This is a genomic window from Bradyrhizobium sp. Kon69 (assembly GCF_055807515.1).
The window spans coordinates 103,595-124,833 of sequence record NZ_JBVVOS010000017.1; the positions used below are offsets into that span (position 1 = coordinate 103,595).

A 21,239-nucleotide genomic window follows, 5' to 3' on the forward strand; every position below is an offset into this window, starting at 1 on the left:
GCCTTACTGATCCGACCCGAACTTGAACTTGCCGTCGCCTTCCAGATACGGGCCGCTGCGCATGTAGAGTTGGCCGTTGTGGCCGATGAAGAACAGCGTGCCTTTCGGCACCTTCTTGGCGCCCTTCAGAAGTTCGCCGGCATTGCTGGTGCCCATCTTGTAGGAAAAGGTCTTGCCGTCCTTGTCATAGGCGTAGCCGGTGTCGGGCTTGAGCTCCCAAGGTGTCGCAGCGGTCTGCGCCAATGCGGGCGCAGCGAACGCGCCGAGCACGGCCGTCACCAGAAAAATCCTTGTCGAAAATGCCATCACCCTATCCTCCCCATCGAGGCGCCCCGGCTTGAACAAATCACGAACGCTGCTTCCGGGTCAATTTGCGAAAGCGCCGCAGCGCATCACGTCTTGCCGAGCAGTTTGTGATTTTCCCTTCGTCCCCGCGCGACTATGTTCCGCTTTCCGTCTAGAACGCAATTCGACAAAAACATTGGGTAGGGGATGATTCGAATGAACCTCGTCATGAAAGCTTGCTGGGCCGCCGGCCTGTTGCTGACGGCGCTCGCGCCGGCCGCCCGGGCCGATGATTACCAGCTCAGCCACAACCAGCGGATTTCGTGCAGCCGCGGTCTGGCCCCGGGCAAGCTGAACACCGCGACCTGCAAGTCATACACCTACCTCTTCAACACCAAGACCTCGGAATATTTCCGCTGCCAGGTCTCGCTGGCGCTGACCCGCGACAACAAGGAAGTCATCAACGTCCAGACCGACGGCGCCTGCACCAAGAAGCCGCGCATCTTCGAGACCGACGGCCATTACGATTTCGACGCCACCGAGACCGAGCCGCCGAACACCAATTCGTTCTTCGGCCCCGGCGGCTACTCGGTCTGGGCCGCCGACGTCGGTGCGCAGAAAGTCCGCGGCTGCATCATCATCTCCTCCGGCCTCGGCTCCGACATCTCCAAATGCCTGGATATGACCTTCCAGTGAGGGGCTGACCCGACCTGGCTGCGCCACCTCGCCGCACCCGCGGGTTCCCCAAAAATCGAGCCAGGACAGCCATTTACCGCAGTCCTGTTTTGACTTTTGGATGGGTTGACCCGCACCCCTCATCCGGCCAACTTCCCGGCCGGTTTGGGGAGTGAAAAGATCATGAAACGGACGATTTTCGGCGTGGCCGCGGCTCTTGCGCTGGCGGCGTCGGCACCTTGCGCGCAGGCGCAATCCTTCATCAACGTGCTGACCGGCGGCACCTCCGGCGTCTACTATCCGCTCGGGGTCGCGATCGGGAAGATCTACGGTGACAAGATTCCGAACGTGAAGACGCAGGTGCAGGCCACCAAGGCGTCAGTCGAGAATCTGATCCTGCTCCAACAAGGGCGCGGCGAGATCGCGTTCACGCTGGGCGACTCGCTGAAAGCGGCCTGGGACGGTGACGAGGAGGCGGGCTTCAAGTCCAAGCTCGACAAGCTCAGGACCATCGGCGCGATCTATCCGAACTACATCCAGATCGTCGCGACCGCCGAGAGCGGCATCAAGACGCTGGCGGACCTCAAGGGCAAGAGCCTGTCGGTCGGCGCGCCGAAATCGGGCACGGAGCTCAATTCGCGTGCGATCCTGGCGGCGGCCGGCATGAGCTACAAGGATCTCGGCAAGGTCGAGTATCTGCCGTTTGCCGAATCCGTCGATCTCATGAAGAACCGCCAGCTCGGCGCGACCTTGCAATCGGCCGGCCTCGGCGTGGCCTCGCTGAAGGATCTGTCGACCTCGAGCCCGATCACGGTGGTGTCGGTGCCGAAGGAGACCGTCGACAAGATCGGCCTGCCCTTTGTCGCGGCGACCATTCCCGCCAACACCTACACAGGGCAGGACAAGGACGTACCGTCCGCGGCCGTGATCAACTATCTCGTCACCAGCTCGGCGGTGTCGGACGATCTCGCCTACCAGATGACAAAACTGGTCTACGAGTCGCTGCCCGAGCTCGCCAACGCGCATGCGGCCGGCAAGGAGATCAAGCTCGAGACGGCCGCCAGCGGCAGCCCGGTTCCGTTGCACCCCGGCGCGATCCGCTATTACAAGGAAAAAGGGCTGATCAAGTAAGGTCGGCCGTCACTATCGGGCGTCATGGCCGGGCTTGTCCCGGCCATCCACGTTCTAAGGCCAGGCCAGAAAGATCGTGGATGCCCGGGACAAGCCCGGGCATGACGATCTGAATACGCGGCGCCAATGCTATAAGCGCTGGACGGTTGGGGACATATCGATGTTGCAGGCAGAGGGCAGCGAAGCGCCCATCAAGGTCGAGTTCGATAATTTCGAGCACGGTTTTCCGGAAGGTTTTGGCCCGGGCTGGTGGGGCACGCTCGCCTACTGGATCGGCATCGCCTTCGCGACCTTCCAGCTTTATGTCGCGGCCTTCAACTATCTGCCGAGCCAGGTGGTGCGCGGCGTCCATGTCGGCTTCCTTATTCTCCTCACCTTCGGTCTGATCGGCAACTTCACCGCCAAAAGCGATTTCGGCCGCGCGATCGGCTGGCTGATCGGCGGCGCCGGCTTTCTGTGCGGGCTCTATCAATGGATCTTCTATGCGGATCTGATCGCACGTGACGGCGATCCGACACGCCTCGATCTGGTGGTCGGCACGCTGCTCGCCGTCCTGATCTTCGAGGGCACGCGGCGGCTGATGGGCGCGGCGCTCCCGCTGATGTGCGGCGCCTGTCTCGTCTACTGGTTCTTCGGCCAGTATCTGCCGTCACCGCTCAACCATCGCGGCTATGATTTCGACCAGATCGTCACGCATCTGTCGTTCGGCACCGAAGGTTTTTACGGCGTGCCGATCTACGTCTCGGCGACCTACATCTTCCTGTTCATCCTGTTCGGCTCGTTCCTGGAGCGCGCCGGCATGATCCAGCTCTTCACCGACGTTTCCCTTGGATTATTCGGCAGGACTCGCGGCGGCCCGGCCAAGGTCGCGGTGTTCGCCTCGGGCATGATGGGCACGATCTCCGGCTCCGGCGTCGCCAATGTCGTCACCGTCGGCCAGTTCACGATTCCGCTGATGATCAGGTTCGGCTATCGCCGCGCGTTCGCGGCCGGCGTCGAGGCCACAGCCTCGATGGGCGGACAGATCATGCCGCCGGTGATGGGCGCGGTTGCCTTCATCATGGCGGAGACGCTCGGCGTCCAGTACTCGGAGGTCGTGAAAGCGGCCGCAATTCCCGCGATGCTCTATTTCGCCTCCGCCTTCTGGATGGTGCATCTGGAAGCCGGCAAGCACGGGCTCACCGGGATGAAGAAGTCGGAGACCCCGAGTGCCTGGAAGGCGCTGGTGAAGGGTTGGTACCTGGTGCTGCCGCTCGCAGCCCTCGTCTACATGCTGTTCGAAGGCTTTACGCCACTCTATGCCGGCAGCATGGGCCTCGCGCTCACAGTGGGGCTGATTCTCGGCACCGCCATCACGACAGGCGCGTCTTCGATGGCGATCCGCTATGTCTTCTGGATCGGGCTCGCGCTCGTCGTTGCCGCGCTCTCCCGCGACGGCCTTCAGATCGTGCCGGTCGCCTGCGTCGTCGTCGCGCTGATCGTGATCACTGCGTTCGTGCGTGGCGGCTTTTCCGCCTTGCGCGCCTGCCGCGATGCGCTGGCTGAAAGCGCGAAATCCGCCATCACCGTCGGCATGGCCTGCGCCATCGTCGGCGTCATCATCGGCATGATGTCGCAGACCGGCGTCGGCACCATCTTCGGCGGCTGGGTGATCGGCCTCGGCGAGAAGAGCCTGTTCCTGGCGCTGATCATGACCATGCTGCTGTCGATCCTGCTCGGCACCGGCATCCCGACCATCCCGACCTACATCATCACGGCAGCGCTCGCGGCGCCCGCGCTGGCGAAACTCGGCGTGCCCCTGATCGCGAGCCACATGTTCGCGTTCTATTACGGCATCATGGCCGACCTCTCGCCGCCGGTGGCGCTGGCGGCGCTGGCCGCGGCACCGATCGCGAAGGAGAATCCGGACAAGATCGGCTGGGAGGCGATGCGCATCGCGCTCGCCGGCTACGTTATCCCCTTCATCTTCGTCTATTCGCCGGCGCTGATGCTGCAGGCCGGCGATCCCATAGCCGCCAAGCTCGGCTTCTACGGCGCGGTGGCGCTGGCGACTCTCAAGGCGCTGGTGGCGATCGCGCTGTTCGGCATGGTCGCGATCGGCTTTTTGTTCACGCGGCTGACGTTCCTCGAACGTCTGGTCGCGCTCGGCGCCGCGCTCTGCCTGCTCGGCGACTTCCCGTTCAGCGACACCGCGGGCTTCCTGCTCGCTGCGGCCATCGTGCTCTGGCAGTGGCGTCGGCGGCCGCCGGCGCCGGTCGAGGCGGTGTGAGCCTCTGCTTCGTCACAGCCTCAGGCGTGAAGGCGCTGGCGCTGTCCGCGTTCACGCTGGTGTGGACGCATTCGATTGCGAAGGTCGACTGGCAGGAAGACTGGCGCGTGACCCCCGCCGGGCTCGAACTGACGCAGGCACGCGTCAAGGGCACCGGCCCCGGCATGGAGCCGCCGCCCGAGGCGCGGCTGGTCGACGGCTGGTTTCAATGGAGGCCCGCGCGGGCGCCGATGCCGGAGGTGGTGCTGGGCAATTCGGGCGCGGCTGGCGAATGGCGGCTATGCCATGACGGCAAGTGCCGGACGTTGTCCGAGATTGTCGGTCATCCCATTGGTGCTAACGTCACCACGATGAAGGTCTGCGACGATCCGTAGCCCGGATGAGCGAAGCGACATCCGGGAGCGGCGGCCCCGGATATCGCTACGCTCATCCGGGCTACAAGAAAAACACGGGAGACACGCGATGAGTCGGCTCAAGGGCAAGGTTGCGATGGTGGTGGGCGCCGGCTCGATCGGACCGGGTTGGGGCAACGGCAAGGCCACCGCGGTCACCTTTGCACGCGAGGGCGCGCAGGTGTTTTGCGTCGATCGCAACGGCGCAGCCGCCGAGGAGACCGCGAAGATCATCACGGACGAAGGCGGCAAGGCGAGCGCGTTCACGGCCGACGTCTCGCGTGCGCGCGAGGTCGAGGCGATGGTCGCGGCGTGCCTGAAGGCCTACGGCCGCATCGACGTGCTCGACAACAATGTCGGCATCGCCGAGATGGGCAGCGTCGTCGAAGTGACCGAGGAGAGCTGGGACCGGGTCTTCAGCGTCAATCTCAAGAGCGCCTATTTCGCCATGAAGCACGTCATTCCCGTGATGGTGAAACAGGGCGGCGGCTCCATCATCAACATCTCCTCGATCGCCTCGATCCGCCACATGGGTATCTCCTACGTCACTTACGGCACTTCGAAAGCGGCGATGAACCAGATGACCCGCACCACCGCGATCGAGTTTGCGCGCCACCATGTCCGCGTCAACGCGATCCTGCCCGGCCTGATGAAGACGCCGATGGTGGAGCATTCCGCAGGTCTCGCCGCCAGTTACGCCAAGGGCGACGTCGAAGCGATGTGGCGCGCGCGCGATGCGCAAGTGCCGATGGGCCACATGGGCGACGCCTTCGACGTCGCCAACGCCGCGTTGTTCCTGGCCTCGGACGAGGCGAAATATGTGACGGGGATCGAGCTCGTGGTGGACGGCGGGATCACGTGCAAGGCGGGGGCGTAGCTCCTTGCTCGTCGCCCTGGCGTAAGCCAGGGCCCATTACCACAACGCTCCGTTTGGCGAAGACTGCCGGCTCCAGCTTCTTCAACAATCGCATTCGGGGGAATGGGTCCTGGCTTTCGCCAGGACGACATTATTGCGCCAGCGCCAGAATCCCGCCGGCAAACGAATGCCACGCCGCGGTCTCGCTGACCGGCCAGTTCAAGATCTTCACCGCCAGCATCGCGAGCGTGCCGGTGATGTAGACCGTGTGCACCCGGCCTTCGGTGCGCCAGTCGCGTACCATGGCGACGACGAGCAGCAACGAAGCGACCACTGCAGGCGCGATGGTGACGGGCACCGGCGGCGGCCCGGGCGGTCCCGGAGGCGCGAGGAAAGTGAGAAACCAGCGCGCGATCGCCGCATCGAGGATGGAGACCGCGGCGAGCAGCATCAGGCGTTTGTGAATCTCCGGCTTTCGCGTGTTCATGATCGCGAGCACGAATACTCCAGCGAAGAACGCGATCCCACTCATCGGCACGATCGCGAAGGCGATGCCGGCCTCTTTCTGTCCGAGCGCCGCGGAATGCTGCATCACATGTACGGAGGCGAGGAAGCCGAAGATCGTCATCGCGGTCGCGAGCGAAACGCCGGCGATGCCGAGCGCACGGTGATTGACCACGCGGCCTGAGGCGGCGAGCCAGGTCTGGATCACGAAATAGAGAGACCAGGTGAAGAACAACAGACCATGGAAATGAATGACGGGGCTTGCGGACAGTGTCCGGTTGGCGAGCGGCACAAAATAGGTCGGTGCGAAGCCGAGAAAAGCGGTGGCTGCGCAGGCCAGTGCCATGTGGAGATAGAAATATCGTGTGGGCGACGCATCTCGCGCGCGCACACGACGGTCGTCGATCAGGGTCGTCATGAGGGATGAGTCTGGGGAGGCGGCGTTTGGTTCAAGCCCCTAGCCACCTGTGCAGGGCACTTGTCGGGGATGGGGATTTAACCCCCCGCGCTCAATTCCGCGCGATCGAGCTCTTCCTCGATCCGATGGAACGCATCGTCGCCGATCACTTCCCTGGCGCGGAGGTCGAAGATCGACTTTCGCGCGGCCGCGATGCCACGGCGGCGCAGCGGGTCGGCGGGCAGTTCGCCGTTGGTGATGCCGCCATGGGGATCGTCGTCGGCCTGCATCAGGATGGCGCGATATTCCAGCCGCAGGATTTCCGCTTCCTCCGACGGATCGTCCTCGATCGCGTCGAGCGCCGCGCGATAGGCGACGGCGCGGGCGCGCGCGACCTCGATGCCGACGGGATCGTCGTCCTTGAGGCCGAACGCCAGGATCAGCGGCCGCAGGGTCAGCCCCTGAACGACCAGCGTGCCGAGCACGACGGCAAACGCCGAGAAGACGATGAAGTCACGATGCGGAAAGCTCTCCGGCAGGGCAAAGGCGGTGGCGAGCGTGACCAAGCCGCGCATGCCGCACCAGGAGATGATGAGGCCGCCCTTGGCCGAGGCGACCTGCTTCGGATCCTTGGGGTGATAGATGCCGTGCGCCACCAGCGTGCGCAGCGTCGTGCGGTAGAACGTGATCCAGGCGAGACGCACCAGGACCACGGTGAGCAGGATCCAGGCGGCCGCCACGCAATAGTCCCAGCGCACGTCCGCATTGAGGCGCGTCCAGATCGGCCGCATCTGCATGCCGATCAGCATGAAGGCGAGCACGTTGAGCACGAACACCATGGTCTCCCACACCGCATAGGAAGGTACTCGCAGCCGCGCCGGCATGCGTGCCCCCGCCGTGCGCGCGATGGTGATGGCGTAGACCACGATGGTGAGGATGCCGGAGAGACCGAGATGCTCGGCGGCGATCCAGACCATGAAGGTGGTGGCGAACTGCACGATGATCGCGCTCGGCGCCTCCTTCACGCGTTCCATGAACAGCGGAATGATGCGGCCTGCGACCAGGCCCGCGACGACGCTGCCGACCAGGGCCAGCGCCATGGTCGGCGCGACCTGGCTCCATGCCAGATGCTCGGTGGCGATCGCTCCGACCGCGATGCGATAGATCAGGAGCGCGGTCGCGTCGTTGAGCAGGCTCTCGCCCTCAAGGACCTTGACCATGCGGTGAGGCAGCTTGACCTGGCTCAGGATCGCGACCGCGGCGGCCGCGTCCGGCGGGGCCACGATGGCGCCGAGCGCAACCGCGGCGGCCCAGGGCATGTCAGGCATCAGCCGGTGCGCAACGTACGCCACAGCGGCCGTGGTCAGGCCGACGGCGGCGACGACCAGAGTGGAGACCGGAACCCAATTGTTGCGGAGATCGCGCAACGAGGTGTCGAAGGCGGCATCGAGCAGGACCGGTGCGACAAAAAGAGTCAGTGCCAGGTCGGGCTCCAGCGTCCAGGACGGGCTCGACGGCACAAAGGCGATCAGTGCACCCCCGATCGCGAGAAAGGTCGGATAGGGGACCTTGATCCGCCGCGCCAGCGCCGATAATCCAACGGCGCCGAGCAGAAGCACGATGATCCATTCGAATGTCGACACGTTGATCCCCGAAACCGATTTGAGCGGCGCCACAAGCTAGCACCAATCCGGCCGTATGATGGATAGTGCAGCCCCAAGGCAAGACCTCAACCCTGACCTTAACTCAAGATTGAAACCCAAGACTTTCCGACTGTGACGAGCATGCGTTTTCTCATTCAATGGTCCGGCGCCGCGGTGCTCTTCGCGCTGTCGTTCGTCGTGGCTCATGCCGCGACCGGCGGCGAACCGGCCGCGGTCCCGCAGGTCGACATCGCGCCGTGCCTCGCGGCTGCCGCAGCCGACGACATTGACAAGGCCGTCACGGCCTGCGCCGCCGTGATCGACAACGAGAAGACGGCGAAGGCCGACCTGATCAAGGCGCTGATCGCGCGCGGCGCGCTGTTTGCCCGGCATGATCAGGTCGACCGCGCGATCGCCGACGACAGCCGCGCCCTGGAGCTCGATTCCGGTCTCGCCGATATCTTCAACGCGCGGGGCGAGCTCTGGCTGAGGAAGGGCGACAAGCCCAAGGCGGTGCAGGATTTCGGCGCGGCATTGAAGATTGATCCGAACCACGAGAAGGCCAAGGCCAATCACAAGGCAATGGCGCGCGAGATCGAGCGGATCGGCGCGCAGATGGCGGTCGCGGGCAAGCCCAGCTTCATTTGCAAGGGTGCGCGCCGTCCCGTCGAGAAGGCGATCTGCGCCAACCGCGAGCTCGCTGATCTCGACCGTGAGGTCTTTGCCGCCAACGCGCGCGTGTTGCGCGAAGCCCGCAATGCAGGCGAAGCGAAGGCGCTTCAGCGCGAGCAGGACGATTTCATCGCCCGCCGCAACGCCGGGTTCGGCCGGCCGGGGTACGATTTGAAGAAGGCAATGCAGGAGCGGCTGCAGCGGCTCAACGGGGTGGACGGGTATTGAAGCTTTGGGGCCTCCGCAACCTCAAGCCCGGGCGCGACGACTTCTCGTGAGAAGGGCGCTGGTGCGCCCCTGACTGGCTCAATTTTGAACCCATCGCTTCCCCGCCGCGACAATGGTGAAAGCCTGATGTCCCGGAGCCCTATGCCATGTGCGGCACGCATCCTTCCGCGCAAATGCTCTCGTTTGCAAAAATCTCGTTTCGCTCGCTCCTGCTCAGCGCGGCAATGAGCGTCGGTCTCGTCGCCCCTGCCTCGGCCGGCGTCGATTGCGTGATGGGGAGCAAGGCCGCTCCGGCTGAGCTGATCCCGGTCTGCAGCGTCACCATTGACCAGACCTCAATTCCATCCTCCGATCGCGCCGCGGCGTTGCTGGTGCGCGCTGACGCCAATGCGCGGACCTCGGGCGACCTCACGCAGGCGCTGCGAGATATCGACCGCGCCATTGCGCTCGATGCCAAGAACGCAAAGGCCTGGCGTCTGCGCGGCGATCTCCTCCGCGAGGCCGGCGGCGATCTCAACCGCGCCGCGGCGGACCTCAGCAAGGCCATCGAGCTCGATCCGCAGGATTCGGAATCTTACGAGCTGCGCGGCGTCGTCTACACCAACCAGCGCCGGCTCGACCGCGCGCTTGCCGATTACGACCAGGCGATCAAGCTGAAGCCTGACAATGCACAGGCCTGGTCAGACCGCGGCGTGACCTATTATCTCGGCGGCGACAACGAGAAGGCGATCCGCGATCTCAGCGAGGCGTTGCGCCTCGATCCGAACCGGCCGCGCAGCTACACCAATCGTGGCGCCGCCTACAAGAAGCTCGGCCAGCTCGATAAGGCGGTTGCCGACGACGGCGAGGCGATCAGGCTCGATCCGAAGGTGCCCGAATATTACGACAATCGCGGGCTGTCGCTGGCAGCCATGGGCGAGTACGACAAGGCGATTGCCGATTACGATCAGGCGCTCCGGCTGGCACCGCGGCCGAACTTCTTCACCAACCGGGGCGACTCCTACCACCTCAAGGGCGAGCTTGGCGCGGCGCTGAGCGATTACGAGGCCGCGCTGAAACTGGATCCGAATTTCGCGCAGACCTACAATAACCGCGCCGTGCTCCACAAGAAGATGGGCGAACGCAGGAAGGCGCTGGCCGACTACGAGACCGCGCTGCGGCTCGATCCCGGCAATGACAACGCCGCCGCCGGCCGCCGCGCCATGATCGCGGAGATCGCGAAATTCGGCGGCGAGCCGTTGCGGCCGCTCGCTGCGAATTCCGGCAATGGCCCGTCGTTCGATTGTGCCACCGCGAAGCGCGAGGTCGAGAAGGTGATCTGTGCCGATCCGCAGCTGGGCGTGCTCGACCGCCAGATCGCCGAGACCTACGAGCGGGTGCTGAAATCGGCCGGGTCCCGCTCGGCCGGCGACCTCCGTCGCACCCAACGCGACTTCCTCGCCACCCGCAATACGAGCTTCGGCCGCCCGGGCTATGATCTCAGGAAGGTCATGCAGGACCGGCTGCAGCGGCTGAATGCGATGGACAGCTGAGCGTTGTTCTTTTCAGCTTGAACCGCGGCCCGTTCCCGGGAAAATACCCCTCAAACATGGCCGGTACTTGATCCCTGTCATGGCGGGACGTTAGTCCTGCCACAAGGTCAAGGCCAGGCGAATAAAAGGGAACGGGAGCGCGGGAATGAACGTCCGAGGAAACGTCCAAGGAAACGTCGACGGAAGGAGCCTCTATCACGAGGCTTATGCGCGCTCGCTGGCCGACCCTGAGGGCTTTTGGGCCGAGGCGGCCAAGGAGATCGACTGGATCGAGCCACCGAAAAAGATCTTCGATCCCTCGCAGGGCGTCTACGGCCGTTGGTTCAGCGGTGGCGTCGTCAACACCTGCTACAACGCGCTCGACCGCCACGTCGAACGCGGCCGCGCCGACCAGATCGCGCTGATTCATGATTCGCCGCTGACAAATAGCGTCACCAAATTCACCTACGCCGAACTGCTGGCCGAAGTGCAGGCGCTCGCCGCCATCATGCAGGATTTTGGTGTCGCCAAGGGCGATCGCGTCATCCTCTATATGCCGATGGTCCCGGAGGCCGTCGTCGCGATGCTCGCCTGCGCGCGCATTGGCGCGGTGCACTCCGTGGTGTTCGGCGGCTTTGCCGCGAAAGAGCTCGCCACCCGCATCGACGATGCGCAGCCAAAGTTGATCCTGTCGGCGAGCTGCGGCATCGAGCCCGGCCGGATCGTGCAGTACAAGCCGCTGCTCGACGAGGCGATCAGGCTTGCGGCCGCAAAGCCGAAGGCCTGCATCGTGCTGCAACGTCCGCAGCTCGTCTGCGCCCTCACGCCCGGCCGCGACTATGATTGGGCGGGCCTGCGCCGCAAGGCGATGAACGACCGCAAGCAGGCGCCTTGCGTGCCCGTCGCCGCCACCGATCCGCTCTACATCCTCTATACGTCAGGCACGACCGGCATTCCCAAGGGCGTCGTGCGCGACAATGGCGGCCATCTCGTCGCGGTGAAATGGTCCATGTTCAACCTTTATGGCGTCAAGCCGGGCGAGGTCTGGTGGTGCGGCTCCGACATCGGCTGGGTGGTCGGCCACAGCTACATCGTCTACGGCCCGCTGCTGCACGGCGCGACCTCGATCATGTATGAGGGCAAGCCGGTCGGCACGCCCGATGCCGGCGCATTCTGGCGCGTGATCAGCGAGCACAAGGCCGTCGCTTTCTTCACTGCGCCGACCGCGTTCCGCGCGATCAGGAAAGAAGATCCGGAAGGAAAATTCATCCGGCAATACGACCTCTCGACCTTCCGTACGCTGTTCCTGGCCGGCGAGCGCGCGGATCCGCCGACGGTGGAATGGGCGGAGCAGCAGTTGAAAGTGCCTGTCATCGACCATTGGTGGCAGACCGAAACCGGCTGGTGCATCGCCGGCAATCCGGTCGGCTTAGGCCAGCTGCCGGTGAAGCACGGCTCGCCGACGGTGCCGATGCCGGGCTATCAGGTCGACGTGGTCGACGAAGCGGCAAAGCCGGTCGGCCCGAACACCATGGGTTCGATCGTCATCAAGCTGCCGATGCCGCCGGGCTGCCTGCCGACGCTGTGGAATCAGGACGATCGTTTCAAGGAAGCCTATCTCACCGAATTCCCCGGCTACTACAAAACGTCGGACGCCGGCTACAAGGACGACAACGGCTATGTCTTCGTCATGGGCCGCACCGACGACATCATCAACGTCGCCGGCCATCGGCTCTCAACCGGCGGCATGGAGGAGATCCTGGCTTCGCATCCCGATGTCGCCGAATGCGCTGTGCTCGGCGTCAAGGACGCGATCAAGGGCGAGGTACCCTGCGGCTTCCTGGTGCTCAAGGCGGGTGTGAAGCGGGCCCCCGCCGAGATCGAGAAGGAGATCATCGCGCTGGTGCGCGACAAGCTCGGTCCCGTTGCCGCGTTCAAGCTCGCCATCACCGTCGGCCGCCTGCCCAAGACGCGCTCCGGAAAGATCTTGCGCGGCACCATCAAGAAGATCGCGGATGGTGAAGCCTGGACCATGCCGGCGACGATTGAGGACCCCAAGGTGCTCGACGAGATCGGCGATGCGCTGAAGGGGCGGGTGTGAGGTTTGCAATGGGGCTTGAATAGGCCGCATTTTTCCGCTCAATCCTCATCCTGAGGAGCGCGCTTGGCGCGCGTCTGCGCGGGCTCCTCACCATGAGCATGAAGGGCCTGCCATGAATTCGAAGCCGTTTCTAGCGATTGCATTTGCGGGCCTCATTCTCTCCGCCTGCTCGGCGCGCTACCAGACGCCGGTGGCAATGGGCGGCGACGATGACGACGCGGTCTGCCAGAGCCGCGGTTATGCGGCTGGTTCCCCGGAATACGTGGCCTGCCGCAAGGACCGCGACGTCCAGCGCAGCGCCGCGACCACCCGCGCCGACCGACGCCAGCGCGACCTCGGCGAATACATGCTGAACCATCCGGACCGGCCGTAGAGGCTGCTTTCCACTTATCCGTCATTGCGAGCGCAGCGAAGCAATCCAGGATCTCTCCGTCGAGACAATCTGGATTGCTTTTCGCTGCGCTCGCAATGACGCGGTTGCTGAAGCTTCTTGCGTCACCCAAAAAAAAGCGGCGGGTTTCCCCGCCGCGCTTGCATTCGATGACGACTGAAGGCGAAGGATTACTCCTCCTCCTGGTCCTGCTTCTTGCCGCCGAGCGTCTTCAGCTTGGCGAACACGGCATCGACGTTGAGATCGTCGCTGGACCTCTCCGCGGGTTCGTACTCGTCCTTCTTGGTGGTTTCTGAAGCCGGCAGCAGGGTGGCACCGCCATAGGCTGCGTCGATCGGCTTTTCCTTGGCCGCGCGCGCGACCTCGAAATCGAGCTCGATCTGCGAGCAGAGGCCCAGGGTGACGGGATCAATCGGCGTCAGCTGGGATGTGTTCCAGTGGGTGCGATCGCGGACACTGGCGATCGTGCTCTTGGTCGTGCCGACCAGGCGCATGATCTGGGCATCCTTGAGCTCGGGATGGTTGCGCAGCAGCCAGAGGATGGCGCTCGGGCGCTCGTGGCGGCGCGAGACCGGGGTGTAACGCGGGCCCTTGCGCTTGGGCTGCGGCGGCAGCACCACCTTGCTCTCCTGGAGGCGGAGCCGGTAGTCCGGGTTGTTCTCGCCCTTCTCGATCTCCTCGCGGGTCAGCTGCCCATTGGAGAGGGGATCCATGCCTTTGATGCCCTGGGCGGCGTCGCCATCGGCGATCGCGCGCACCTCGAGGGGGTGCATTTTGGTGAAATCGGCGACCTGATCGAAGGTCAGCGCGGTGTTGTCGAGCAGCCAGACGGCGGTCGCCTTGGGCATCAGAGGTGCGTTGCTCATGGCAAATCTCCTTTGTGCTTCGCCCACCCCTTTGGAGGCGAAACCGGTGGTCATCAGCGATGACTGGGAATTCGGGCTATATAAGCCCGGAGGGGGTAGCCACGCAATGGTTCTGCTATAGATAGTGCCTTGACAGCGCCCGAAAGGGGGCCCAATTCCCTCTCAAGTCCCTGTAAGACCGTACCCAAGCCCTATTCATTCATCGACCGCTTCCCGCCCATTTGGCGAGGTGATTCGGTCCCGAGATCGCTCAATGTCAGCCAAACCAGACCTCAAGATCGTGCTTTGTTCTCCCCGTGGCTTCTGCGCCGGGGTGGTCCGGGCGATCGACACCGTGGAACGGGCGCTCGATAAATACGGTGCCCCCGTCTATGTTCGCCACGAGATTGTGCACAATAAGTACGTCGTCGATGGGTTGAAGAAGAAGGGCGCGATCTTCGTCGAGGAACTCGCCGAGATCCCGGAAAACACCACCGCGCCGGTGGTGTTCTCGGCCCATGGCGTGCCGAAATCGGTTCCGGCCGACGCCACGTCCCGCAATTTGTTCTCGCTGGATGCGACCTGCCCGTTGGTCACCAAGGTGCACCGCGAGGCCGCGATCCATTTCAAGCGCGGCCGCGAGATCTTCCTGATCGGCCATTCCCATCATCCGGAGGTGGTGGGCACGCTCGGCCAGCTCCCGACCGGCGCCGTGACCCTGATCGAGACCGCAGAGGACGCGAAGACCATCGCCCCGAAGGACCCCAACAACCTCGCCTTCGTGACCCAGACCACGCTGTCGATCGACGACACCGCGGAGATCGTGGCGCTCCTGAAGGAACGCTTCCCGAACATCAACGGGCCGCACAAGGAAGACATCTGCTACGCCACCACCAACCGCCAGCTCGCGGTGAAGAAGGTGGCGCCGGTGGTCGATGCCCTGATCGTGGTCGGTGCGCCGAACTCGTCGAACTCGCAGCGCCTGCGCGAGGTCGCCGAACGCGAGGGCTGCCCGATCGCCGTGCTGGCGCAGCGCGCCACCGAAATCGACTGGAAGCGGTTCGAGAACATCACCAGCCTCGGCATCACCGCGGGCGCCTCGGCACCGGAAGTGATCGTCGAGGAGATCATGGACGCGTTCGCCGAGCGCTTCACGTTGCATGTGGAGACGGTCTCGGCCGCGGAAGAGAACGAGTTCTTCCCGCTGCCGCGCCAGGTGCGCCCCGAAGCCGCCGCCGAGTAGACCTTCATGGCGGTCTACACCGACGTTGCCGCCGACGAGCTTGCGGACTTTCTCAACCAATACGATCTCGGCGAGTTGCTCTCCTACAAGGGCATCGCCGAGGGCGTCGAAAATTCCAACTTCCTGCTGCATACGACCAAGGGGTCGTTCATCCTCACGCTCTATGAGAAGCGCGTGGCGAAGAACGATCTGCCGTTCTTCCTCGCGCTGATGACGCATCTGGCCGAACACGGCGTCAACTGCCCGCTGCCGGTGAAGGGAACGGACGGCGAGACCTTGCGCGAGCTGTCAGGCCGGCCGGCCGCGATCATCACCTTTCTCGAGGGCGTCTGGCCGCGCAAGCCGAGCGCGGCCCATTGCGCCGGCGTCGGCGAGGGGCTCGCCAGGATGCATCTGGCCGGTGCGAATTTCGCGATCAGGCGTGCGAACGCGCTGTCGGTCCCGGGCTGGCGGCCGCTGTTCGATGCGGCGTCACAGCGGGCCGACGAGGTGCAGCCCGGCCTGCGCGCCTTCCTGAGCCACGAGCTCGACTACCTCGAGAGCGGGGTCTGGCCGACGCAGCTGCCCGAAGGCGTGATCCACGCCGACCTCTTCAACGACAACGTCTTCTTCCTGGGCGACAAGCTATCGGGGATCATCGATTTCACTTTCGCCTGCAATGACTGGCTTGCCTATGATGTCGCGATCTGCCTCAACGCCTGGTGCTTCGAGCCGGATCATTCCTTCAACGTTACCAAGGCGCGGGCCTTCCTCAATGCCTATGGCCGCGTGCGAAAGCTGTCCGAGGCGGAAGAGGCCGCGCTGCCGCTGCTCGCGCGCGGCGCCGCGATGCGCTTCCTGCTGACGCGGCTGGTCGACTGGCTCAACGTTCCGCCCGGCGCGCTGGTCAGGCCGAAGGATCCGTTGGAATATGTCCGCAAGCTGCGCTTCCACCAGAGCGTTTCCAGCGTGCGCGACTATGGGCTGTTGCCGTCGGGGCTGGTGGCGTGAGCGAGCTTCCGATTGTCACGATCTACACCGACGGCGCCTGCTCGGGAAATCCGGGGCCCGGCGGCTGGGGCGCGATCCTGAAGTTCGGCGACAAGGAAAAAGAACTGAACGGTGGTGAGCGCCACACCACCAACAACCAGATGGAATTGATGGCGGCGATCTCCGCGTTGGAAGCGCTGAAGAAGCCGTGCACCGTCGATCTCTATACCGACAGCCAATATGTCCGTCAGGGCATCACCGGCTGGATCCACGGCTGGAAGCGCAACGGCTGGCGCACCGCCGACAAGAAGCCGGTGAAGAATGTCGAACTATGGCAGCGCCTCGATGCTGCGCTGAAGGCCCATGACGTGCGCTGGCACTGGGTCAAGGGCCATGCAGGGCATCCCGAGAACGAACGCGCCGATCAGCTCGCGAGGGACGGGATTGTGAAGGCGCGGTTGCAGGCGCGGGTGGCGGAGTAGGTCTCTCCGTTCGTCATGGCCGGGCTTGACCCGGCCATCCACGCCTTGCCGCGCAAGACCAAGAACGTGGATGCCCGGGACAAGCCCGGGCATGACGTCATCCTTGGAAAGGGCAGGGTCTAAAACTTACAGCTGCCCGAGCAGCGTGTCGCCGCCGGACACTTCGACCTTGCCCGGCATCGCCTCGAGGTTCAGCTTCTTGACCACGCCGTCCTCGACCAGCATCGAGTAGCGCTTGGAGCGGATGCCGAGACCGTTGCCGGAGGCGTCGAGCTCCATGCCGATCGCCTTGGCGAAGTCGGCATTGCCGTCGGCCAGGAAGATGGCCTCGTCGCGCTGGTCGGTATCGCGCTTCCAGGCGTTCATGACGAAGGCGTCGTTGACGGAGACGATGGCGATGGTGTCGACGCCCTTGTCCTTCAGGGCGTAGGCATTGAGGAAGATGCTCGGCAGATGCATCTTGTGGCAGGTGCCGGTATAGGCGCCGGGCACCGCGAACAGCGCCACTTTCTTGCCCTTGAAGATATCGTCGGTGGTCTTCACCTGCGGGCCTTCGGCCGTCATCACGCGGAATTTCGCCTCGGGCAGCTTGTCGCCAGTCTGGATCGCCATCGTCAGTCTCCCTGAAAATCGGTCCCGCTTTTTAGACCGTGCGGCGGGCCCGCACAATATTGCCGGCACGGATAGTGACCCGGAGGCGGTGAGGGCGGGACCCTTCACCGTTATGTCATCAGCCGGCGAACCCGCCGCCGTCGAGGAAGGCCTGCTCGTCCGGCGTGGTGTCGCGGCCGAGCAGGCGGTTGCGGTGGGGAAAGCGGCCAAACCGCCGGATGATGTCGGCGTGCTCACGCGCGTATTTCAGGTTTTCGGCATTGTCGGTGTTTTGAAACAGCGCGACGCAGTGCAATTGGTCGGGCAGGTGCTCGGAATGCATGAAGGGCAAATAGAGGAATTCGAGCAGGACCGGGTCGATCCTTTGATCTGCACCCCGCGCAATGGCGCGGCGGGCGACGTCGCGCGCCAACGCGTCGCTGGCAAAGGCCTGCGACGTGCCGCGAAACATGTTGCGCGGAAACTGGTCGAGCACGATGACGAGCGCGAGTGCGCCCTCGTCGGTCGCCTCCCATGACGAGAACTCGCCGGCGACCGCCTTCTGCCACAGCGCGAGAAAGCGGCGCCTGACCTCCGCGTCGAACGCGTCGTTGCGCTCGTACCAGGCATCGCGGCCGGCCTCGCGCCAGAAGGCGAGGATGCCGGCCGGGCTGATGTTGCTGTCGTCGGTCATGAACGAAAGAGGCGCTTACGCCGCCTCCGCCTTCTTCTCGTCGCGCAGCTGCCGGCGCAGGATCTTGCCGACATTGGTCTTCGGCAGGTCGGTGCGGAATTCGATGTGCTTGGGCACCTTGTAGCCCGTCAACTGCTCCTGGCAGAATTTGACCAGGGCCTCCGCCGTGAGGTTCGGGTCCTTCTTGACCACGAACGCCTTCACCGCCTCTCCCGACTTGGAATCGGGAATGCCGATGACGGCGCATTCGAGCACCCCGGGGTTGCTCGCGATCACTTCCTCGATCTCGTTCGGATAGACGTTGAAACCGGAGACCAGGATCATGTCCTTCTTGCGGTCCACGATCTTGGTGTAGCCCTTCTCGTCCATGATGCCGATGTCGCCGGTGCGGAAATAGCCGTCCGCGGTCATCACCTTGGCGGTCTCCTCCGGCCTGTTCCAGTAGCCCGACATCACCTGCGGGCCCTTGGCGCAGATCTCGCCGGGCTGGCCGAGCGGCATCTCGTTGCCGTCGTCGTCGCGGATCGAGATCCAGGTCGAGGGCACGGGGATGCCGATGGTGCCGTTGAACTCGGGATCGGTCGTGGTGTTGCAGGTCAGCGTCGGAGACGTCTCCGACAGGCCGTAGCCTTCGGCGATGGAGCAGCCCGTGATCGCCTTCCATTGTTCGGCGACCGGACGCTGCACCGCCATGCCGCCACCGTTCGAGATCTTCAGCTTGGAGAAGTCGAGCTTCTTGAAGTCGGGATGGTGCATCAGGCCGTTGTAGAGCGTGTTCACGGCCGGGAAATTGTTGACCTGATACTTCGCCAATTCCTTGATGAAGCCCGGGATGTCGCGCGGATTGGGGATCAGGAGATTGCAGCCGCCGGCGCGAACCGCGAGCAGGTAGCAGGCCGTCAGCGCGAAGATGTGATAGAGCGGCAGCGCGCAGACGACCATGAGCTGATCGACATGCGGCGGCGCGGCCATCGCCGGCTGCAGCCAGGCGTCGTTCTGCAGGACGTTGGCGACGATGTTGCGATGAAGCAGGGTGGCACCCTTGGACACGCCGGTGGTGCCGCCGGTATATTGCAGGAAGGCGACGTCGCCGGGCGACGGCTTCGGCTTGTTGAAGGCCAGAGAGCGGCCCGCGGAGATCGCGTCGTTGAAGGACACCGCGCCCGGCAGCGACCAGGCCGGCACCATCTTCTTGACGCGGCGGACGACCAGATTGACGATCACGCCCTTGAAGCCGAGCAGGTCGCCCATGCTGCCGACGATGACGTGCTTGACTTGCGTCTTCGCAATCACCTGCTCGACGGTGTGGGCGAAATTCTCCAGCACGATGATGGCTTCGGCACCGGAATCCTTGAGCTGGTGCTCGAGCTCGCGTGGCGTGTAGAGCGGATTGACATTGACCACGGCGAAACCGGCGCGCAGCACGGCCGCGGTCGCGACCGGATATTGCAGCACGTTCGGCATCATGATCGCGACGCGGGCGCCGCGTTGCAGGCCTCGTCCTTGCAGGTAGGACGCCATCGCCAGCGACATCTGGTCGAGGTCGCGATAGCTGATCGACTTGTCCATGCAGATGAACGCCTTGCGGTCGGCGAACTTGGCGAAGCTCTCCTCCAGAAGGTCGACCAGCGATGAATATTGCGTCGGCTCGATATCGGCGGGGACGCCGGGCGGATATTGCTTAAGCCAGATGCGCTCCATGGAAACTCCCCTCATTGACCAGAGCCCGTTGTGTCTCGGGCTTGCCTCATTGCCGTCAGTATCGAGCCTGCCGGAACGGGTGGCAAGCGGTCGAGGCTTAAGACAAACGTCAGGGAGTGGCTACCGGAATCCTCGCAAACGGCGCTGCCGCAACTGCGAAGTGCGGCGCGGTCGCCTCGCGTCGGCCGTTAACTGTTGTTGGCCGGCTTGGCGGGCTTGGTCGCGGCCTTGGGCTTGGCGGGCTTGGCCGCCTCGCCGCTCACCGCAGGCTTTGCCACCGCATCGGGCTTGGCTGCGGCATGCTTGGTACCGGCCGGCTTGGCTGCGGATTTGCCGTCGGCGGGCTTGGCGGCCGCCACCGGCTTGCTGTCGGCCTTTGCCGCCGCCGTCTTGGCATCCTTCGGCTTGTCTGCCGCGTCGGGCTTTTTGGCGACGCGCGACTTCTTGCCACGCGGCTTTGGCGTGGCCTGCTGGTCGGCATCGGCCGCGACTGCCGCGATCAGCGCAGTCCCGGTGCGGGTCGGACCGGTATAGACCAGCACGGGCTCGGCCGCCGCCGGGGCCGAGGCCATCAGCTCGGAGGCCTTCATCAGCGGCGGCTGAAGCCCGGCCGTGAAGAAGGTGACCTGAGCTTCGCCGCCCGTGGCCGAGGCGGACCCTGACGTGCCGCCATTGGTCGCGATCAGTGCGTCGTCATCGTCGCTGGCCGGCCGCTTGCGATGGCCGCCGCACATGTCGTCACGCAGGTTCGGCGGCGAGGCATCGACCGGCACCAGCTTGTCGACGGTGCCGAGCGAGGGGCGGAGCCAGGTGAGATTGTCTTGCGAGAAGCCGCGCTCCAGCAGCTGCGCCGCCTTCACCGCGCGCGCGGTCCCGGAATTGGCGCCCAGCACGACGGCGATCAGCCGGCGGCCGTTGCGGGTGGCCGATGCGACGAGGTTGTAACCGGAGGCGCAGATGAAGCCGGTCTTGAAACCGTCGGCGCCGGGATAGCGGCCGATCAGCTTGTTGAAATTGCCGGTGACGCGCTTGCCGAAGCGGATTGCCGGAATGTGCACGAAATACTCGTACTCGGGCAGGTCGCGCAGGAACGAGCGCGCGAGAATGCCGAGATCCCGCGCGGAGGTGATCTGTCCGTCGGCGGGCAGGCCGTTCGGATTGACGTAGCTCGTCTGCGTCATGCCGAGCTTCTGCGCAGTGTCGTTCATCAGCGCCGAGAAGCCGTCGATCGAACCGCCGACGCCTTCGGCGAGCACGACGGCCATATCGTTCGCCGATTTCACCATCATCATCTTGAGGGCGTTGTCGACGGTAAGCTGCGTTCCTGGGCGGAACCCCATCTTCGAGGGCGACTGCGAGGCTGCGGTCGGCGAAACCGTGAGGATTGTGTCGAGTGTGAGCTTGCCGTCCTTGACCGCCTTCAGCGTCACATAGGCGGTCATGATCTTGGTGACGGAAGCCGGATACCAGGGAATGGTCGCGTTTTCCGCCTGCAGCACCTTGCCGCTATCGGCCTCGATCAGGAGCAGCGCTTCGGCGCTCGCCGCGCGCGGCGCGAGCAATGCGCCGCATGCGAGTGCCGCGGCGAGCAGGTTGAACAGGGATTGACGAAGCAGCGGGCGAAGAGCGTGCACTATCCGATTCCGGTCCTTGGAGACC

General features: G+C 64.4%; 20 protein-coding genes. 12 read left to right on the forward strand and 8 right to left on the reverse strand.

The window, feature by feature from the left end; all coding sequences use genetic code 11:
- Window positions 1–3: 3 nt before the first annotated feature.
- Window positions 4–306 carry a hypothetical protein gene (locus tag AC0L3U_RS22755; RefSeq protein WP_219682443.1) on the reverse strand — a complete coding sequence of 101 codons (303 nt, stop codon included), beginning with the start codon at window positions 304–306 and terminating at the stop codon, window positions 4–6.
- A gap of 195 nt (window positions 307–501) precedes the next feature.
- Here AC0L3U_RS22755 and AC0L3U_RS22760 point away from each other — a divergent pair, with 195 nt between their 5' ends.
- From AC0L3U_RS22760 to AC0L3U_RS22780, 5 genes are all read left to right on the forward strand, one after another.
- Window positions 502–981, forward strand: a complete 480-nt coding sequence (locus AC0L3U_RS22760) for a hypothetical protein (RefSeq protein ID WP_456767472.1) — start codon at window positions 502–504, stop codon at window positions 979–981.
- A 162-nt stretch (window positions 982–1,143) separates the two neighbouring features.
- Window positions 1,144–2,091 carry a TAXI family TRAP transporter solute-binding subunit gene (locus tag AC0L3U_RS22765; protein ID WP_473363283.1) on the forward strand — a complete coding sequence of 316 codons (948 nt, stop codon included), beginning with the start codon at window positions 1,144–1,146 and terminating at the stop codon, window positions 2,089–2,091.
- A 160-nt stretch (window positions 2,092–2,251) separates the two neighbouring features.
- Window positions 2,252–4,360, forward strand: coding sequence for a TRAP transporter permease (locus AC0L3U_RS22770; RefSeq protein WP_473363284.1), 2,109 nt, complete (start codon window positions 2,252–2,254; stop codon window positions 4,358–4,360).
- Window positions 4,321–4,734 carry a DUF1850 domain-containing protein gene (locus AC0L3U_RS22775; protein WP_473363285.1) on the forward strand — a complete coding sequence of 138 codons (414 nt, stop codon included), beginning with the start codon at window positions 4,321–4,323 and terminating at the stop codon, window positions 4,732–4,734. Before AC0L3U_RS22770 ends, AC0L3U_RS22775 begins: the two co-directional genes overlap by 40 nt.
- An 88-nt stretch (window positions 4,735–4,822) precedes the next feature.
- On the forward strand, window positions 4,823–5,629 hold the full coding sequence (locus AC0L3U_RS22780; protein ID WP_473363286.1) for an SDR family NAD(P)-dependent oxidoreductase: 807 nt from the start codon (window positions 4,823–4,825) through the stop codon (window positions 5,627–5,629).
- A 130-nt stretch (window positions 5,630–5,759) separates the two neighbouring features.
- On the opposite strand, the gene AC0L3U_RS22785 is transcribed toward AC0L3U_RS22780, so the two are convergent.
- Together AC0L3U_RS22785 and AC0L3U_RS22790 are read right to left on the reverse strand one after the other, a co-directional pair.
- Complete coding sequence (locus AC0L3U_RS22785) at window positions 5,760–6,530, reverse strand: hypothetical protein (RefSeq protein ID WP_473363287.1); 771 nt, start codon at window positions 6,528–6,530, stop codon at window positions 5,760–5,762.
- A 77-nt stretch (window positions 6,531–6,607) separates the two neighbouring features.
- Window positions 6,608–8,185: a cation:proton antiporter gene (locus tag AC0L3U_RS22790; protein WP_473363288.1), complete on the reverse strand. Its 1,578-nt coding sequence runs from the start codon at window positions 8,183–8,185 to the stop codon at window positions 6,608–6,610.
- 108 nt (window positions 8,186–8,293) lie between these two features.
- Here AC0L3U_RS22790 and AC0L3U_RS22795 point away from each other — a divergent pair, with 108 nt between their 5' ends.
- From AC0L3U_RS22795 to AC0L3U_RS22810, 4 genes are all read left to right on the forward strand, one after another.
- Window positions 8,294–9,052, forward strand: coding sequence for a tetratricopeptide repeat protein (locus AC0L3U_RS22795; RefSeq protein ID WP_473363289.1), 759 nt, complete (start codon window positions 8,294–8,296; stop codon window positions 9,050–9,052).
- A 146-nt stretch (window positions 9,053–9,198) separates the two neighbouring features.
- Complete coding sequence (locus tag AC0L3U_RS22800) at window positions 9,199–10,584, forward strand: tetratricopeptide repeat protein (protein WP_473363290.1); 1,386 nt, start codon at window positions 9,199–9,201, stop codon at window positions 10,582–10,584.
- Between the two features lie 145 nt (window positions 10,585–10,729).
- Complete coding sequence (locus AC0L3U_RS22805; protein WP_473363291.1) at window positions 10,730–12,664, forward strand: propionyl-CoA synthetase; 1,935 nt, start codon at window positions 10,730–10,732, stop codon at window positions 12,662–12,664.
- 112 nt (window positions 12,665–12,776) lie between these two features.
- Window positions 12,777–13,037 (forward strand): hypothetical protein, encoded by a 261-nt coding sequence (locus AC0L3U_RS22810; protein WP_007597509.1) that lies wholly within the window; start codon window positions 12,777–12,779, stop codon window positions 13,035–13,037.
- Between the two features lie 188 nt (window positions 13,038–13,225).
- Here the strand turns inward: AC0L3U_RS22810 and AC0L3U_RS22815 are convergent, their stop codons facing one another.
- Window positions 13,226–13,921 (reverse strand): DUF1013 domain-containing protein, encoded by a 696-nt coding sequence (locus AC0L3U_RS22815; protein ID WP_007597507.1) that lies wholly within the window; start codon window positions 13,919–13,921, stop codon window positions 13,226–13,228.
- Between the two features lie 253 nt (window positions 13,922–14,174).
- Between AC0L3U_RS22815 and ispH the strand changes: the two genes are divergently transcribed.
- From ispH to rnhA, 3 genes are read left to right on the forward strand one after another with little or no spacing between them, the layout of a single operon-like run.
- A complete protein-coding gene (gene ispH, locus AC0L3U_RS22820; protein ID WP_007597506.1) occupies window positions 14,175–15,143 on the forward strand; it encodes a 4-hydroxy-3-methylbut-2-enyl diphosphate reductase in 969 nt (322 codons plus the stop codon).
- A 6-nt stretch (window positions 15,144–15,149) separates the two neighbouring features.
- Window positions 15,150–16,133, forward strand: coding sequence for a homoserine kinase (locus AC0L3U_RS22825; RefSeq protein ID WP_473363292.1), 984 nt, complete (start codon window positions 15,150–15,152; stop codon window positions 16,131–16,133).
- A complete protein-coding gene (gene rnhA / locus AC0L3U_RS22830; RefSeq protein ID WP_007597503.1) occupies window positions 16,130–16,594 on the forward strand; it encodes a ribonuclease HI in 465 nt (154 codons plus the stop codon). Before AC0L3U_RS22825 ends, rnhA begins: the two co-directional genes overlap by 4 nt.
- A 126-nt stretch (window positions 16,595–16,720) precedes the next feature.
- Here rnhA and AC0L3U_RS22835 read toward each other — a convergent pair whose 3' ends face one another.
- From AC0L3U_RS22835 to AC0L3U_RS22850, 4 genes are all read right to left on the reverse strand, one after another.
- Complete coding sequence (locus AC0L3U_RS22835) at window positions 16,721–17,206, reverse strand: peroxiredoxin (RefSeq protein ID WP_027565673.1); 486 nt, start codon at window positions 17,204–17,206, stop codon at window positions 16,721–16,723.
- Window positions 17,207–17,324: 118 nt separating this feature from the next.
- Window positions 17,325–17,879, reverse strand: a complete 555-nt coding sequence (locus tag AC0L3U_RS22840; RefSeq protein WP_473363293.1) for a DUF924 family protein — start codon at window positions 17,877–17,879, stop codon at window positions 17,325–17,327.
- A 15-nt stretch (window positions 17,880–17,894) separates the two neighbouring features.
- Window positions 17,895–19,580, reverse strand: coding sequence for a long-chain-fatty-acid--CoA ligase (locus tag AC0L3U_RS22845; RefSeq protein ID WP_473363294.1), 1,686 nt, complete (start codon window positions 19,578–19,580; stop codon window positions 17,895–17,897).
- Between the two features lie 188 nt (window positions 19,581–19,768).
- Window positions 19,769–21,214, reverse strand: a complete 1,446-nt coding sequence (locus AC0L3U_RS22850; protein ID WP_473363295.1) for a D-alanyl-D-alanine carboxypeptidase family protein — start codon at window positions 21,212–21,214, stop codon at window positions 19,769–19,771.
- Window positions 21,215–21,239 lie beyond the last annotated feature (25 nt).